The sequence below is a fragment of the Lacticaseibacillus mingshuiensis genome, from assembly GCF_016861785.1.
GTDB classification, from domain to species: domain Bacteria; phylum Bacillota; class Bacilli; order Lactobacillales; family Lactobacillaceae; genus Lacticaseibacillus; species Lacticaseibacillus mingshuiensis.
Genome location: NZ_BOLS01000023.1, coordinates 1 through 14,111 on the forward strand (window position 1 = coordinate 1; position 14,111 = coordinate 14,111).

A 14,111-nucleotide genomic window follows, 5' to 3' on the forward strand; every position below is an offset into this window, starting at 1 on the left:
TGAAACACCAAAGCAGCGCAGTCCCGTGTGAATCGTGGGATTGCGCTGCTTTTTTGAAATTCTATGAATAATCCAGGTGTACTTATGTTGTTCGGCGACCAAGCCGAGAAAATGGCGGTTGTTGGCTTCGGCGTTCGCGTAGGCGAGATGGCGTGCACCAAAATTACTTGAGCCGACATAATAGGTCTTGCCTTGCGCGATCACATTTTCAAAAGCGCCGTAGACTTCATTCCAATTGATGGCTTCGTCGATATGGTGCATCTGCAGCAGCTCGACATGATTGGTCTGCAGGCGGCGCAGCGAGTCATCCAGCGAGCGGTAGATCTTGTACGCGGAAACGCCGGCCGCATCGTTAGGGCCCATTAACGGATCGTGCATTTCACCATATAGCTTGGTGGCCAGCACCGTTTTTTCCCGGCGGCCGCCGCCTTGCTGGAACCAGCGCCCGATGATCTCCTCGGTCCAGCCCTGGTGGCCGCCCTTGCCGCCACCGTAAACATTGGCGGTGTCAAAGAAGTTGATACCTAATTCAAGTGCGCGGTCCATGATCGCATCGGCTTCTTGTTCGCTGGTGCGCGGGCCAAAGTTCATCGTCCCGAGGCACAAGCGCGAAACGCGAAGGCCGGTGTGACCTAAAGTGGTGTATTGCATAAAGCACCTCCTGATTTACAAAATGTAATCGCTATCTTGTTGAGCATAGTGCGCTGCGGTGTTCAGTGTCAAGTTGCATCCCTAACTTCTTATTTACAAACCTGTAAGTAAGTGGTTGAGTAGACCTATTGGAGGCGTCACATGTCAAAACCACGCAAATTATCGCAACAACTCATCATCGAGGCGGCCGTCAATAGCCTGAATCGCGGCGAAACGGTCACCTTTTCGTCGCTGGCCCGGCAACTCGACTGTCATTCACAGGCGCTGTATCCGTATTTCAAAACGCAACGCGAATTGATCAGACAAGTGGCGCTTTGGTTCATCGATCAGTTGAATCAGGAATCGGATAAGGCGATGGCGGGGCTCAGCGGCAAAGCGGCCGTCCGCGCGCTGGCTTTGACTGTGCGAACGATCGGGTTGGCGAACTATCCTGTTTTTACCATGACCATGCGCCTCAGCAGCGAAGGGACGATCAGTTATGACCGAGATTCGGCCATGGCCGTGTTTCGGGAACGCGTGCGGGCGCTTCTGATCGAGCTGGCTGCCGATGAGCCGCAGCGGGTGCTGCTCAACCGGCTGATTCGCGATTATGTCGTCGGCGAGATCGTCAACGTTGCCTCGGGCTGGTTCCAGAATAAGACATTCAGCCAGCTGGACAGCTTCACGAAAAACCTCAATCTGTTGCTTGAGGAATTGCCAGAGGCCCTGCGCGCAAAATAAGGCGAGGCGTTATCTTGGTCTCGTTTCAAGATTTGGGGTATCATCAAACTGTAAAATCGCAACGAGGAGGCGTGCACATGCAATATGGCTATATCCGCGCGTGGGATGACGCAGAGGCAGCTCATCAGCGCGCACAAGTCACGGCCAAAAGACCAGACGTGATCTACCAGGATGACGCAAGGGACAACAGTGCTTGGCTGGCGCTTCAGACCCAACTCGCGCCAGGCGACACGCTGATCGTGGCGAGTCTGGATCGGCTCGGCATGTCTTTGGATGCCATCGTGTTGGTGCTGGAGCAACTGTTGGCGGCCGGAATCACGGTGGCCACCGGGGCGGCCGGGGAGTTTGTGGCGCGCGATGGGGCCATGACTGCCCTGACGCAAGAAAAAATGACACTGCTGACGGTGGCGACTCAGGCGGACCAGATTCTCCTCCAAGAGCGCATGCGGCTTGGCAAGTTGCAGATGATGCAGGACCCGAGCTTTCGCGAAGGCCGGCCGCCTGTTTTGAGCCCGGTCAAGGAGCGGGCGGTGTTGCGTTACTTGGAGACGCACACACAGATTCAAACGGCCGACCATTACGGCGTTTCTCGCGCAACTGTGACACGGGCGGTGCGTCGGGCAAAAGATGCCGCATTGGCGGAACAAGCACAGTCGAAAACTGCTGACAAAAAGTGAGCGTTTCTTGTTGACAAGAAACCGCTTACTATATAAAATGAAGTAGAATTCTCGATTGCAGGTGTAGGCCTTGCTAACCTACTGCTCTCCTGTACAATTTTTCGGAGATCCACCCGGTGCGCCGGGTTCCGAGCATCATCAGCTTTTCCCGGGGCCGCTTGGGACTAGGATCGATCTCCTAGTTTCAAGGGGTATGAAGCCACGACGGCCACGAGTCTTACAATTGTGGCCAGGGCCGCGGACAGTGACATCGTCCGTGGACACGAGGTGAAAAGGGTCCCGCCAGTTTGGTCGCATGCTGGCGGTCACATAGGGCACTGCAGTCACGTAATCGCATAAAATCAAAAATGGGGCCTTTCGGGGCCTCTTTGTCGTGGCGTGAGCATGGCTGCATTCATTTTCTGGCGAATGATAAGTGTGTTTGCGGAGGAAGTGGGACAAATGTCGCTCTTGGGTCCGACAGGTAAGTGTTCCAAGCGCCAGGTCCGAACTTTGGACCAGACGCTTGGGGCCTTAGCTGCTCGGACCCGGATATTTGGCCCACGACACTGCAGTAACATTAGTGCACCATACAGGAACTGGGCCAAAACAAAAAGTTTTGGCCCAGTTCCTTTTTCCGTTTCTTCTTCACATTTCTGTGCTGGCGATTTTGCCTTGCAGCAGGTACGATACAGCTAAAGGAAGTGGACACGGTGACAATGATCACGGATCAATTTGCGCTGGAGTTTGGACTGGCGCCGGCGACTTTTCGGGGGGACGCGAATGTCTTCATCACGGGTCAGGCGAACGCCGGCGCCAGGTATTGGGCGCGCGGCGCCGGTGACATGGTGATCTATCAGGACCATCTGTTTGTGCGGTGCACAAATGCCCAGCTGACGGCTCGTTTGCAACAGGCTTTCGCGCAGACGCCGGGACAATGGTTCTTCAAGTGGTCAACGCTTCGACAGTTGGACCAGCTCTTACACTCTTTTGGCTGGCAGATCACCAACCACGCGCCGTTTTTCCTGCCAAAGGGGCCACTCGCCAAGCCGACCGAGCCACATCTGCGACTGATCGAGCGAGATGAGATCGCAGCTTTCCGCAATGATGCGCGCATCCACGAAGCCTTTGCGTTTGATGACGATGATCCGGATCTGTTGGGGATGGGCTACTTTGAAGGAAATCAGCTGAAGATTGTGGCCGGCGCCAATCAAAATGGCCGCTACACCTGGGAGATCGGAATCGAAGTGCTTGATCCGGCGTTTGCCCGCCGCGGGTTAGCGGGCATGGTGGTGCGTGCCTTGGCCGCTGAGATGCAACAACGGCGGCCGGACTGGCTCGTGGTTTATGGCACGCAGTTTTCCCACATGCGATCGATGAATTTGGCGATCGATCAGGGTTTTCGTGTTGGGTGGACCGAGCTGATGTTCAGCCCGCTCCGGCGACATTGAGGCGGCGCCGCTTCCATTGGTTGCGGGGCGCGGCCAGTTAGCTCCGCTGCGCCAATTTTTGGGGGCATCAAAAGGGCCGAGACAGGCAAAAATGTCTCGGCCCTTTTTGAATTACGGCAGTAAGAACAGTTGCGTGGTTTGAGTTAACGTGGCATGAAGCGGCGTTGATAACTCTTCGCCGTCGACTTGGATATGTTCGTTCGCCTCTGTTGAAAATTCGAACTGTGGGCTGACATGGTGGTGAATCGCCGGATCGTTTGGCTGGTGACGCAAGATTCCCAGCAGGACCTTGGCAAGGACCTGCCAGCGTTCCCGCTCGACGATCACCAGGTGCAGGTTGGTGCGATCATCTGCTTCCGGCATGATCAGCCGAATGCCGCCGCCGAGGAACGGATGGTTGGTGAAGACACATAGATAGGAGCGGTCAGAGTGATGGGCACCTCGGGCATTCGTCCATGTTGAGGTGAAGGGTTTTTGCTTCGCCAGCGCGGTGGCAAAATGAAGCGGATATGACAAGCTGCCGAGTTTCAGCGCATTCAGCAGATTTTTCGAGCCCGAATGGTTGGTCGCATAGACCACAAGCGCATCGATGCCGATGCCGAAATTGTTGATGAACTACTGCTGGCCATATTCGCGGGAGGTGATCTGGCCGATGCGAATCGGCTTGGCCACCGCATGCACGAGGGCATTGGCCGCTTCCTGGGACTTCAGGGGAATGTGATTAGCGCGGGCAAAATCGTCCCCGGTGCCAGTGGGAATGTAGCCGATCGCCACTTCCGGATGACCGGTCTGTTGCAGGCCATTGACGACATCGTGAAGGGTGCCATCGCCGCCGATCACGATGATGGTCAGCTCGTCCAGCCGGTCGGCGTATTGGCCAACCAATTGTTCCGCAATGGTGCGGGCATCACCAGCGGCTTGCGTATGATTTTCGTGCACCGGGGAAAACACGGTCGCAACGGTTTTGATCAGTCCCGGTAGCGCGTCCTTTTCACGGGCGTTACCGGCGTGTTCATTGATGATCAGTTCTGCAGAAGACATGGCGTGGGCTCCAATGATTTGAAATGTGAAGATACAACTATGCTACATTAAATTTTTCACGAATGAAAGAAAAAAAGACCGACTGTCATCTGACAGTCGGCGTGTGCGGGTCAGACCAAGGTGGCCATCACTTGCGCAATACTTTCGAGCAGGCGGTCGATATCGGCGGGGTAAACAGCGCCAATATTGCCGATACGGAAGCTGGCGATTTTCGCCACCTTACCGGGATAGATCACGAAGCCTCGTGCCTTGAGCTGATCATAAAATTCAGCAAAGTCAAAATTGGCAGTGGGATATTCAAAACTGGTAATGATCGGGCCTTGATCCTGCGCGGCGATGATCAAGTCAAAACCCAGCCGCCGCATGCCTTCTGCGAGGCGGCGTTGGTTGTCGCGGTAGCGCTGATTGCGCGCCGCCACGCCGCCTTCATCCTGCAGTTCGCGCATGGCCTCGGCTGCCGCCAAGACGACATGGGTCGGGGAGGTGAAGCGCCATTTGCCATGATGTGCGTCCATGGTCTGCAGCTGATCGAAAAGATCCAGCGACAGGCTCCGGGCATTGCCACTGGTTGCCTCGATCACCCGCCGGCGGGCAATGACGAAGGCAAAACCAGGCACGCCCTGGAGGCATTTGTTGGCGCTTGAGATCAAGTAATCGATGTGCAGCGCGTCGGTGTGAATCGGAATCCCTGCAAAACTGGACATCGCATCGACGATCGTGATCAACCCGCGCCGGTGCATGGCCGGAATCAATGTCTGAATGGGGTTGAGGATCCCAGTCGTTGTTTCGCAGTGGACCACGGCAAAATGGGTGACTTCCGGATGTGCCATCAAGGCTTGTTCACACGTGGCCAGATCAACAGGGGTCGTCTCATCAAAGGTGATGGCGACGGATTTGATGCCTAAGATGTCGCACATTTCACACATCCGGCGTCCATACGCGCCGTTGACGGCGATCATCAAACACCCATCCGCTGGCAGTGCAGTGCCGATCGTTGCTTCCACGGCATAGGAGCCACTGCCTTGAAGCAGGACTGCGGCGTAACGGGTGGCATCGACCTGCGCGACTTCGAGGAGGTCTTTGCGGAACTGTTCAACGATCGCATTGTAGTCGACATCCCAGGTGCTGACATCGCGCATCATCGCGTTTTTCACCGCGGCGGATGTGGTCAGAGGGCCGGGGGTCAAAAGCAGATAGGGGGTCATGCCGTGACCTCCTCTTTATGTGCCTGTTGCAACAGGCGCAATAGTTCGCTTGCGTCATCGACAATCAGATCTGCCCCGGCCGCCTCGTATTGGATGCGCACGCGTTCCTTCAATGCGGCGCGCACGTCATCGTCAAGCGCGTGCCAGTCTTTTTTGGAATAGGCGAGCAGATTGGAACCTTCGATGATGCCCACGGCTTGGGCGCCAGCGGCTAACGCGGCCTTGATGTCGTTGATCGTGTCGCCAACAATCAGCACTTGGCTCGGATGGCTGACGTCAAGCTGGGCCATGGCCAGGCGGTTCATGGCAGGATCAGGCCGACCGATACCCGCGGTCATTTCCGAGGTCACATTGACGCGCGGATGGTAACCGGCGACGTTAGCCAGGGGCAAAATGCGGCCGATCATGTCGGCATCGTAGCCGCTGGTCGTGCCATACGGAATCTTGACCAGATCAAGATAGTCGACCAGCGCGCGCACGCCGGGCTTGAGGACCACCGTTTTTGGCAGTATCTCGAGCAGGGTGCGCTTGAACCGAGCGAAGATCGTGGCGGCCATTTCGCCTTGGTCATCGGTTGGCAAAATTGTCGCCAACGTGGCTGCGACGTCCGGCGTTTTGAGTAATTGCCGAATGTGGACCATTTTGTCTAAGCCCATGTCGCGGCGAATCTCCTCGTCGGACAAGCTGATGCCATAATGGGCAAAAGTCTGCTGAAATGCGAGCAAGGGGGCGCGGCTACCATAATCGATCGTGGTGCCTGCCCAGTCAAAAAGCACAGCTTCAAGTGGCATTGTCTCACTCCTTGTATAGGTGTTTTTTCCAGGTTCAAGGCCGGTTGAGTCGGCGTCGTGCTGGGTGATCTTGTTACACCGTTTTGGCCAGATGTTTCCGCATGGCAACGGCGATCATTTCAAGCAGGATGGCAAAGGCCAACACGAGGTAGACGATCAAACCGACTTCCTGAAAGTCAAAATAAAAGGCGGAACTCATGAACAGGTAGTAGCCGATGCCGCCTGTGCCAGCAGCGGCGCCGACTGCGACAGCATTGGTAAAATTGATCTCAAAGCGGATAAACGTCCAGCTCAAAAGACTCGGGCGCACGCTGGGCCAAAGGGCGTGCCGAATGACAAGGCTAAACCGGGCGCCGGAGACGCGCAGCGCGTCCAATTTTTCCTGCGGGACGGCCTCAAAGGATTCGGCGAAGGCCTTCACGAGGTAGGCCACACTGTGGAAGGACAGGCCGACCACGGCGGCTTCTGTTCCTAGCCCGATCACAGTCGCGTACACGAGCACCCATAAAATGGTGGGGATGGCGCGAATGAGGGCCATCAGGCTTCGCATGGCCGTCGCCAGTGGGGCTGGGGCGAGATTGCGGGCCGTGAAAAGCGCAAGCACAAAGGCGATCCCGGCGCCGATCAAAGTGGTCAACAGCGCCAACGCGATCGAGCGGACCAAGGCATCCACGAGTTGCGCCAGCGTGTCTTGGCCGAGATGCGGATGCAAAAACATTAAGTCAAGATTGTGAAGGAAGCTTTTTCCGGCGACACCCAGATCGACGTTATCCGGGGCGATCGTTGCCAAGGCATAGAGCGTGATCAGCGCCAGACTTGCGAGCAGGATGCGCGTGGTTTTGCGTGCCGGATTGGCGATCGCGTGTGGCGCGGCCGGGGGGTGAGGGGCGCGCCGCTGACTTGAGATATCGGACTCGATCATTGTGCGAGCACCTGCCTTAGTTTTGTTGAGGTCAATTCAATGGCGATCGTCACGGCGATGATCGCGAGCACCACCAAGCCGGCCGAGGGGTAGCGAAAACTTTTGAAGTACAGATCGAAGATAAAGCCGATACCGGTTCCGGTCAGCATGCCGACCAAGGTGGCGTCGCGGATATTATTTTCGATCATGTACAGAAGCCAGCTCATCAGGGGGGCGGACACCGCGGGGAGCACGCCTTGGCCGATGATCTGCCAGTAACGCGCGCCGGTCACCTCGAGGGCTTCGATGACCCCGCGTGGCACTTCTTCAAGCGTCTCCACAAAGGCGCGGGTCAGATACCCGATCGTCATCAGAAACAGCGCGAGAAAACCCGTGAAGTCATTTTGCTTGAAGGAAAAAAGAAGGACCAGCGCCCAGGCGACAAAGGGGATGTTGCGCATGCAGGAGGCAAACAGGCGCACGCCCATCTGCACCAGCGGCAAGCGACTGGTGGTCTTGGCGCCAGCCAGCGCCAGCAGCAAGGCGACAACACCAGCAATCGAAGTGGCCGCCACGGCGATCACGATCGTGCGGCCCAGCTGGTGCAGAATCTCCCCGAGATCACCCAGTGCCGCCTGGTTCGGCATGAAGTTTTTACCCAGCCATTGCCAACCGGCGCCAATGCCAAACAAGGCATCGGCGAAATCGACATGAAGCAACCATTGCGGCAGGACAAGCAGCAGGGCGAGGACCATCAAGGTCGCGGCGCGCTGCCACCGCTGCCGGTTGAAAAACTGCGCCAACTCAGCCATAAGCGGCCTCCTCTGGCGCCGCATAGATGTGGGTCAGCGCCTCATCCGAAAGGGCGGCGGGGCCGTCGTCAAAAACAATGCGGCCGGCATTGACGCCGAGAATGTGGTCGGCAAATTCTCGGGCGAGATCCACTTGATGCAGGTTGATGATCACCATCAAGTCATGCTGAATCGCGAGGCCCTTCAGGAGGGTCATCACGGTGTGGGTCGAGGCGGGGTCGAGGCTAGCGATCGGCTCGTCGCACAAGATCACTTGCGGAGCCTGCATCATGGCGCGTGCAATCCCGACCCGCTGTTTTTGGCCACCGGAAAGGCTGCCGGCTTTTTGCAGCGCGTAGTCGCCAAGTCCGACTTCCTCAAGCAGCGTCAGCGCCTGCTTTTTTCTTCCTTGGTGTAAAGCCCTAACATCCCCGCGGCCAAGGACTTGCGACCGAGGCAGCCATGCAGCACATTTTCCAGCGCGGACAAGGGCTCGATCAGGTTGTAGTCCTGGAAGATCATGCCGATCTGGCGGCGCACCAAACGAAGCGCGCGTGGTGGGAGCTGGCGCATCTCCTGGTCGCCGAGCTGAATTTCGCCGGTTTCAGGGGTGAGCAGTCGGTTCAAGGAGCGCAGCAAGGTGGTCTTGCCGGCGCCTGAGGGTCCGATAATGGCGGTCACACTGCCCGGCGCGATCGAGAACCCGACATCGATCAAGCCGCGCTTGCCATTCGGATATGTTTTGGTGAGGTGCGAAACGGTCAGCATTATTTGCCGATCAACTCGTGCGTCGGTTTGTACCATGCGTCGTCCACGGATACCAGTCGGGTCTCTGGGGTGGATTTGACGAACAGCATCGGCGTTTTGGCATCCGGCTTGGAGAAAAGTTTCTCATCGTCGGCAAATTCCTCGGTCAACAGGAGGTCCTTGATCTTGGCCTGGGTGGCTTTGTCCAGCTTTTCAGTGTTCAGTACCCATGGCTCGCGTTGAACGGGCAAAACAGAGATCGCGGTGGCTTTTTTACCGGCCAAGCCTTGGAATGGTTCCGGGGCATCTTTTTTAACCGTGAACTCACTGCCTGCAGTGTTGTAATCGCCCTTGGTCACTTCGAGGTAGGGGCGCAGATCGACGTCATCGAACGCGGCCACATCGACGTCACCTTTCATCAAGTTGACGGCTGAGCCTTGGTGGGAGCCACCGTACAGGACCTTGCTGAAAAAGTCGCCGCTTTTTTCAAGTGAATGGGTGTCTTTGAGTTTGAAATGTTTGACGATCGCGGCGGCTGGCACCACGAAACCGGATGTCGAGGTGTTGGAAACAAAGGAGAAGCGGGCGCCCTTGAGCTTGTCGAGGCTGTAGCTGTCGCCGACTTTGTATTGGCCTGCTTTGGCGCTTGGCACCATCAGGTAGCTGTTGTAGGCAGCGCCCTCAAGCGTTCCCTTTGGCCCGGAGATTGCGGCGATCGGCTGGACTTTATCGTTCAAGGCATGCGCGTGAATGTAACCAGAGGCCCCCATGAACGCGATCTGCGCTTTGCCGGACGCAAGTGACTGAATCGCGACGTTGTAGTCCGTGGTCGTTTGCAGCTTGACCGTGCGTCCGGTGGCTTTTTCCAGTAGGCGCTTCAATTCGTCACGCGAGCCCGCAAAACTCTTGGCGGATTCGTTTGGGTAAAAGACCATCGTGAGCGGATCTTGGGCTTTATCGGCTTCTGCTGTTTTGGTCGAGCAGGCGGTCAAAGCACCGGCGGAAAAAAGGGTCAGTGCGGCGAGGCCAAAAATCGTTTTCGATGCGTGGGTCATAGTTGATCATCCTTTACGGTTATATTTGGTACGTCTATGACGATACCGACCCAATGTAAAACGATGGCCTGATGTGGTAATAATTGCGTGAAGAAAGTGTGTATGAATGTAAATAAAATAAGTGCGCTAATAACCGGCCCAAATACCAGGCGCCTCAGGACCTGATCAGCGGCGCAGCGACAAAAAACACGCCACCCTTTTTTGCGAGCCAGGGGACGTGTTTTTTTGGATGCCGGATCTTAGTGGTTCAGCGCTGCTCTTCTTCGCGCAGTGTCTTGGGCAACGGGACGTGTTTTTCGACCCAACAGCGAAAGGCGGGGCGAATCTTGGCAAAAATGGCTTCGGCGATCACAAATCCAACCGCCAAGGCGATCGCGATGGTCAGCGTTTTGATGAACCCTTGGGAAGCGGCGTTGTCTTGGCCAAGTGTGAAGTCTTTCATTGCCATGTAGATGATCGCGCCAGGCACCAAGGCGACCAAGCAGGGGATGTACAGCACATTCACAGGGGCGCGGACAAGCACCGCCGCTGCGTTTGCGAGCAAGCCAATGGTGACGGCGGCCAGTAAGTTGGGCAGCAGGACATTGCTGGTGACCGTGCCCATGGCGAGGTACACGACCCAGGAGGCCCCGCCGGTCACCCCTGCAGGAAAAAGGGTGCGGCGCGGGACATTGGTGATGATGCCAAAGCCGACCGAAGAAGCAAAGGCGACGATAAAACCGATCAACAATCGAAATGCCATGGGCTCACCTCACGATCCAGTGAATCAGAAAACTGCCAACCACGACCCCACCACCGATCGCACCTGCGACCAACACGGCATCCACTGCGCGCACCATGCCCGAGATCGTGTGCTTGCCGATCAGCTCGCGCAACGAATTTGTCAGCGCAACGCCTGGCACTAGAGGCATCAGGGCGGAGATGACAATGTTGTCGGCCGAATTGCCAAGCCCAAGCGTCTGAATCAGCGCCGCAAGCAGGCCAATCACCAGGCCGCCAACACCGCTGGCAATATACGGTGTTTTGGTGTGCCAGCCGGTCCATTGGGCGGCCAGATAGCCGGCAATGCCGACCCCAAACGCCCAGGCCAGATCGCCCCAGGTCGCCTGAAAAAGGAGCATCGGGGCAACGGAAACAAGGCCTGCGCCGAGAATTTTCACCGGCCAGGAAAAATCGATCACTTGCCGATCGATGCGGGCGACCCCTTTTTCAAGCGCGGCATAATCGATCAGGCCCGCGGAGAAGCGGCGTGAAAGACTGTTGATCTCGTCGACCTTTTGTAAGTTGAAGTCCCCGGTGCGCACCTTGACCAAATGGGTGGTCGCATCATCGTTGACGTCGACAAAAATGGCCGTCATGGTTGCGTGACACGTCAGGGCCAGACCCGCTGCTTGCCCGATATATTCCACCGTGCCCTCAACGCGGCTAGTCTCCGCCCCATTTTCCAGTAGGATCTTGCCGACGCGGCCGGCCAGATCCAGAATCTCTTTTTGCGCAGCCATCACGCCACCTCCGTTCGATTTATTATAGCAATTTCCGGCGGCATTGCCTTTTTAATAGAAGAAACAGGCTGACGTGTCCGCAAAAAAGCGCTGGGTCGCGATGACTCAGCGCTTTCCTTTCATCACTGCAAGGTCGCACAGAAGCGGGCAAATGCTGCCTGTCCGGTTGCGTCACGCTTAAACACGCCTGCGTCTTCAAGCACTCGGCTGAAGACCTGACCGACCGCTTGCAGCACGCGTTCGTGGCAATTGGTCGCGGTCCAGTCGCCTGCTAGCTTGAGCTGATCTGCCCAAGGCTTGTGCGCCTCGCGCATCTCGTTTGGCTGGCCGAGCAGGTATTTCTCAACTTCGGCTAATTCCGTTTGCAGGCGGGCTGGCAGGACGGCCAAGCCCATCACTTCGATCAAGCCGATATTTTCCTTTTTGATGTGCTGGACATCCGCATGCGGGTGGAAAATACCGTCTGGAAACGCAGCACTTGTCTGGTTATCCCGCAACACCAGATCAAGCTGATACGCCGTCCCGCTGCGCCGGGCGATCGGGGTCACGGTGTGATGCGGCACGCCGTTTGATGTGGCCCGCACGTCAACGGTCTCATCACTGTAGCTTGCCCAAGCCTCGCGAATCCGTTCCGCGGCCGCGGTCAGCGCCATTTTGTCATCGCTGGTCAGACGCAAAACGCTCATCGGCCATTTGACGATGCTGCATGAAACATTGTCTATGCCGAGTGCGACCGGTTTTTCGACCGGCGCCTTGGCCATGGCAAAGGTGTGGCGACCGCCTTGGTAATGTTCATGGGCCAGCATCGACCCCCCAACGATCGGCAGATCCGCGTTTGACCCCACAAAGTAATCGGGCAACAGCGTGACGAGGTCCAGCAGGTTGGCAAAAGTCTGTTGACTGATGCGCATCGGTTCGTGGACGCTGTCGAGGAAGATCGCGTGTTCATTGAAGTAAGCATAAGGAGAATACTGGAAACCCCAGGTGCGGCCACCGACAGCCAGTCGCACGACCCGGTGATTGCCGCGCGCCGCCGCGTCAAGTCGGCCGAGATAGCCTTCGTTCTCTAAGCACAGCGCGCAGGCGGGATAACCGCTTGCTTTGACCTTGGCCGCCGCCGCGATATCTTTCGGATCTTTTTCCGGTTTGGAAAGGTTGATGGTGATCTCCAGGTCCCCATAATCCGTGTGAGCGGGGAAGGCGATGTTTTTGGCGATCGCCCGGGTCTGAATGTAGTTGTCCGCCTGGCTGAGATGGAAGAACCAGTCTGTTGCGCGGCGGGGGGCGTCCGCGTATTTTTCCCAAAAGAGGCGGTTGACCGTGCTTGGCTTTGGCGCCGCCCAGCTCATCAGTTCGGCTTCAAGTATCTGGCGGCCGACCAGTGTGTCTGGTGTCTTGCCTGCCTGCACGCCGGCTTTGACCAGTTGATCGAGGTTGGCCAAGGCATCATCCTTTGCCGGCAGGGCCAGGGCCTCATCGCCGCAGTCAGCTAGTAGCCGATTGGTCAAAAAGATCGTGTCGAGCGGGGAAAAGTCCGGGTTTTGGTCAAGAATCCAAGCGACTTGGCGTTCGACGGCGTTCATGCGCGATCACCATAGCCTTGGGGATGGGTCTGATGCCAATTCCAGGCGGTCTCAAGAATCTGATCGATGTTGTCGAATTTTGGCTGCCAGCCGAGGACGGACTTGGCTTTATCAGAAGCGGCGATCAGCGTGCTTGGGTCCCCTGCGCGGCGCGGGCCGATGGTGGCAGGAATTGCCTGGCCAGTCACGCGGCGCGCCGCTTCAAGAATCTCAAGATTGGAAAAACCGGTGGCGGAGCCCAGGTTAAAGGCGTCGCTGGCATGGCCGTCGCGCAGGTAGTTCAGCGCCAGCACGTGGGCATCGGCAAGGTCGACGACATGCACATAATCGCGAACGTTGGTGCCGTCTTTGGTTGGGTAATCATCGCCGAAGATCTGCAGGCCGTCGCGTGTGCCGGCCGCCACCTGTAAAATGATCGGAATCAGATGCGTCTCTGGATGGTGATCTTCGCCAATCGTGTGGTCCGGCATGGCGCCGGCCACGTTGAAGTAGCGCAAGGCAATAAACTTGATGCCGTATGCGACATCGGCCCAGTGCATGATCTTTTCCATCGCGAGCTTGCTTTCGCCGTATGGGTTCGTTGGAATCTGCGGGTCGGTCTCTTTGATCGGAATCTGGGTCGGCTCGCCGTAAGTTGCTGCAGTTGAGGAAAAGACGATCTTCGTAATGCCGAATTGGTGCATCGCTTCCAGCAAGGTGATCATGCCGCCGGTGTTGTTATCAAAATACTTCAGCGGGTCCTTCATCGATTCTGGGACGATGGAAAACGCGGCAAAGTGAATGATGCCCTCAACGTTTTCCTGGCTGAAGACCTGGCTCAAAAAATGGTAGTCGCGAATGTCGCCTTGGTAAAAACGTGCACGCGAATCGATCGCCTGCTGGTGGCCGGTGATCAGGTTGTCGAGCACGATGACATCTTCGCCTGCGTTCAATAATTGTTTAACGGTATGGGAGCCGATATAGCCGGCCCCGCCTAAAACTGCAATTGCCATGTGATGTCCTTCTTTCTTCGTCAAT

Annotated in this window: 15 protein-coding genes and 1 pseudogene; 3 read left to right on the forward strand and 13 right to left on the reverse strand. The window is 56.8% G+C overall.

The window, feature by feature from the left end; all coding sequences use genetic code 11:
• Window positions 1-651 (reverse strand): aldo/keto reductase (locus JUE67_RS11465; RefSeq protein WP_203628465.1); only part of this gene is annotated, 651 nt, incomplete at its 3' end.
• A gap of 141 nt (window positions 652-792) precedes the next feature.
• Between JUE67_RS11465 and JUE67_RS11470 the strand changes: the two genes are divergently transcribed.
• From JUE67_RS11470 to JUE67_RS11480, 3 genes are all read left to right on the forward strand, one after another.
• Window positions 793-1,371, forward strand: coding sequence for a TetR/AcrR family transcriptional regulator (locus tag JUE67_RS11470; RefSeq protein ID WP_203628466.1), 579 nt, complete (start codon window positions 793-795; stop codon window positions 1,369-1,371).
• A 77-nt stretch (window positions 1,372-1,448) separates the two neighbouring features.
• Entirely contained in the window at window positions 1,449-2,048 is a 600-nt protein-coding gene (locus tag JUE67_RS11475; protein ID WP_203628467.1) for a helix-turn-helix domain-containing protein, read from the forward strand.
• Window positions 2,049-2,740: 692 nt separating this feature from the next.
• Window positions 2,741-3,478 carry a GNAT family N-acetyltransferase gene (locus tag JUE67_RS11480; RefSeq protein WP_203628468.1) on the forward strand — a complete coding sequence of 246 codons (738 nt, stop codon included), beginning with the start codon at window positions 2,741-2,743 and terminating at the stop codon, window positions 3,476-3,478.
• Window positions 3,479-3,589: 111 nt separating this feature from the next.
• On the opposite strand, the gene JUE67_RS12755 is transcribed toward JUE67_RS11480, so the two are convergent.
• From JUE67_RS12755 to galE, 12 genes and pseudogenes are all read right to left on the reverse strand, one after another.
• Window positions 3,590-4,090, reverse strand: a complete 501-nt coding sequence (locus tag JUE67_RS12755) for a diacylglycerol/lipid kinase family protein (RefSeq protein ID WP_308441140.1) — start codon at window positions 4,088-4,090, stop codon at window positions 3,590-3,592.
• Window positions 4,091-4,093: 3 nt separating this feature from the next.
• The gene (locus JUE67_RS12760; protein ID WP_225877958.1) at window positions 4,094-4,519 is read right to left on the reverse strand and encodes a diacylglycerol/lipid kinase family protein; all 426 of its coding nucleotides are present in this window, start codon (window positions 4,517-4,519) and stop codon (window positions 4,094-4,096) included.
• A 110-nt stretch (window positions 4,520-4,629) separates the two neighbouring features.
• Window positions 4,630-5,724: a 2-aminoethylphosphonate--pyruvate transaminase gene (gene phnW, locus JUE67_RS11490; protein WP_203628469.1), complete on the reverse strand. Its 1,095-nt coding sequence runs from the start codon at window positions 5,722-5,724 to the stop codon at window positions 4,630-4,632.
• The gene (phnX, locus tag JUE67_RS11495) at window positions 5,721-6,515 is read right to left on the reverse strand and encodes a phosphonoacetaldehyde hydrolase (protein WP_125696710.1); all 795 of its coding nucleotides are present in this window, start codon (window positions 6,513-6,515) and stop codon (window positions 5,721-5,723) included. The genes phnW and phnX overlap by 4 nt, the downstream gene beginning before the upstream one ends.
• Before the next feature lie 73 nt (window positions 6,516-6,588).
• Entirely contained in the window at window positions 6,589-7,437 is an 849-nt protein-coding gene (locus JUE67_RS11500; RefSeq protein ID WP_203628470.1) for a PhnE/PtxC family ABC transporter permease, read from the reverse strand.
• Complete coding sequence (locus JUE67_RS11505; RefSeq protein WP_203628471.1) at window positions 7,434-8,228, reverse strand: ABC transporter permease subunit; 795 nt, start codon at window positions 8,226-8,228, stop codon at window positions 7,434-7,436. Before JUE67_RS11505 ends, JUE67_RS11500 begins: the two co-directional genes overlap by 4 nt.
• Window positions 8,221-8,975: pseudogene (gene phnC, locus JUE67_RS12865) on the reverse strand (phosphonate ABC transporter ATP-binding protein). The gene JUE67_RS11505 and the pseudogene phnC overlap by 8 nt, the downstream one beginning before the upstream one ends.
• Window positions 8,975-10,009: a phosphate/phosphite/phosphonate ABC transporter substrate-binding protein gene (locus JUE67_RS11515; protein ID WP_203628472.1), complete on the reverse strand. Its 1,035-nt coding sequence runs from the start codon at window positions 10,007-10,009 to the stop codon at window positions 8,975-8,977. The pseudogene phnC and the gene JUE67_RS11515 overlap by 1 nt, the downstream one beginning before the upstream one ends.
• A gap of 247 nt (window positions 10,010-10,256) precedes the next feature.
• Entirely contained in the window at window positions 10,257-10,751 is a 495-nt protein-coding gene (locus tag JUE67_RS11520; RefSeq protein ID WP_203628473.1) for a threonine/serine exporter family protein, read from the reverse strand.
• Window positions 10,752-10,755: 4 nt separating this feature from the next.
• The gene (locus tag JUE67_RS11525; RefSeq protein WP_203628474.1) at window positions 10,756-11,511 is read right to left on the reverse strand and encodes a threonine/serine exporter family protein; all 756 of its coding nucleotides are present in this window, start codon (window positions 11,509-11,511) and stop codon (window positions 10,756-10,758) included.
• Between the two features lie 122 nt (window positions 11,512-11,633).
• A complete protein-coding gene (locus JUE67_RS11530; RefSeq protein WP_203628475.1) occupies window positions 11,634-13,094 on the reverse strand; it encodes a UDP-glucose--hexose-1-phosphate uridylyltransferase in 1,461 nt (486 codons plus the stop codon).
• Window positions 13,091-14,086, reverse strand: coding sequence for a UDP-glucose 4-epimerase GalE (galE, locus tag JUE67_RS11535; protein WP_203628476.1), 996 nt, complete (start codon window positions 14,084-14,086; stop codon window positions 13,091-13,093). The genes JUE67_RS11530 and galE overlap by 4 nt, the downstream gene beginning before the upstream one ends.
• Window positions 14,087-14,111: the final 25 nt, after the last annotated feature.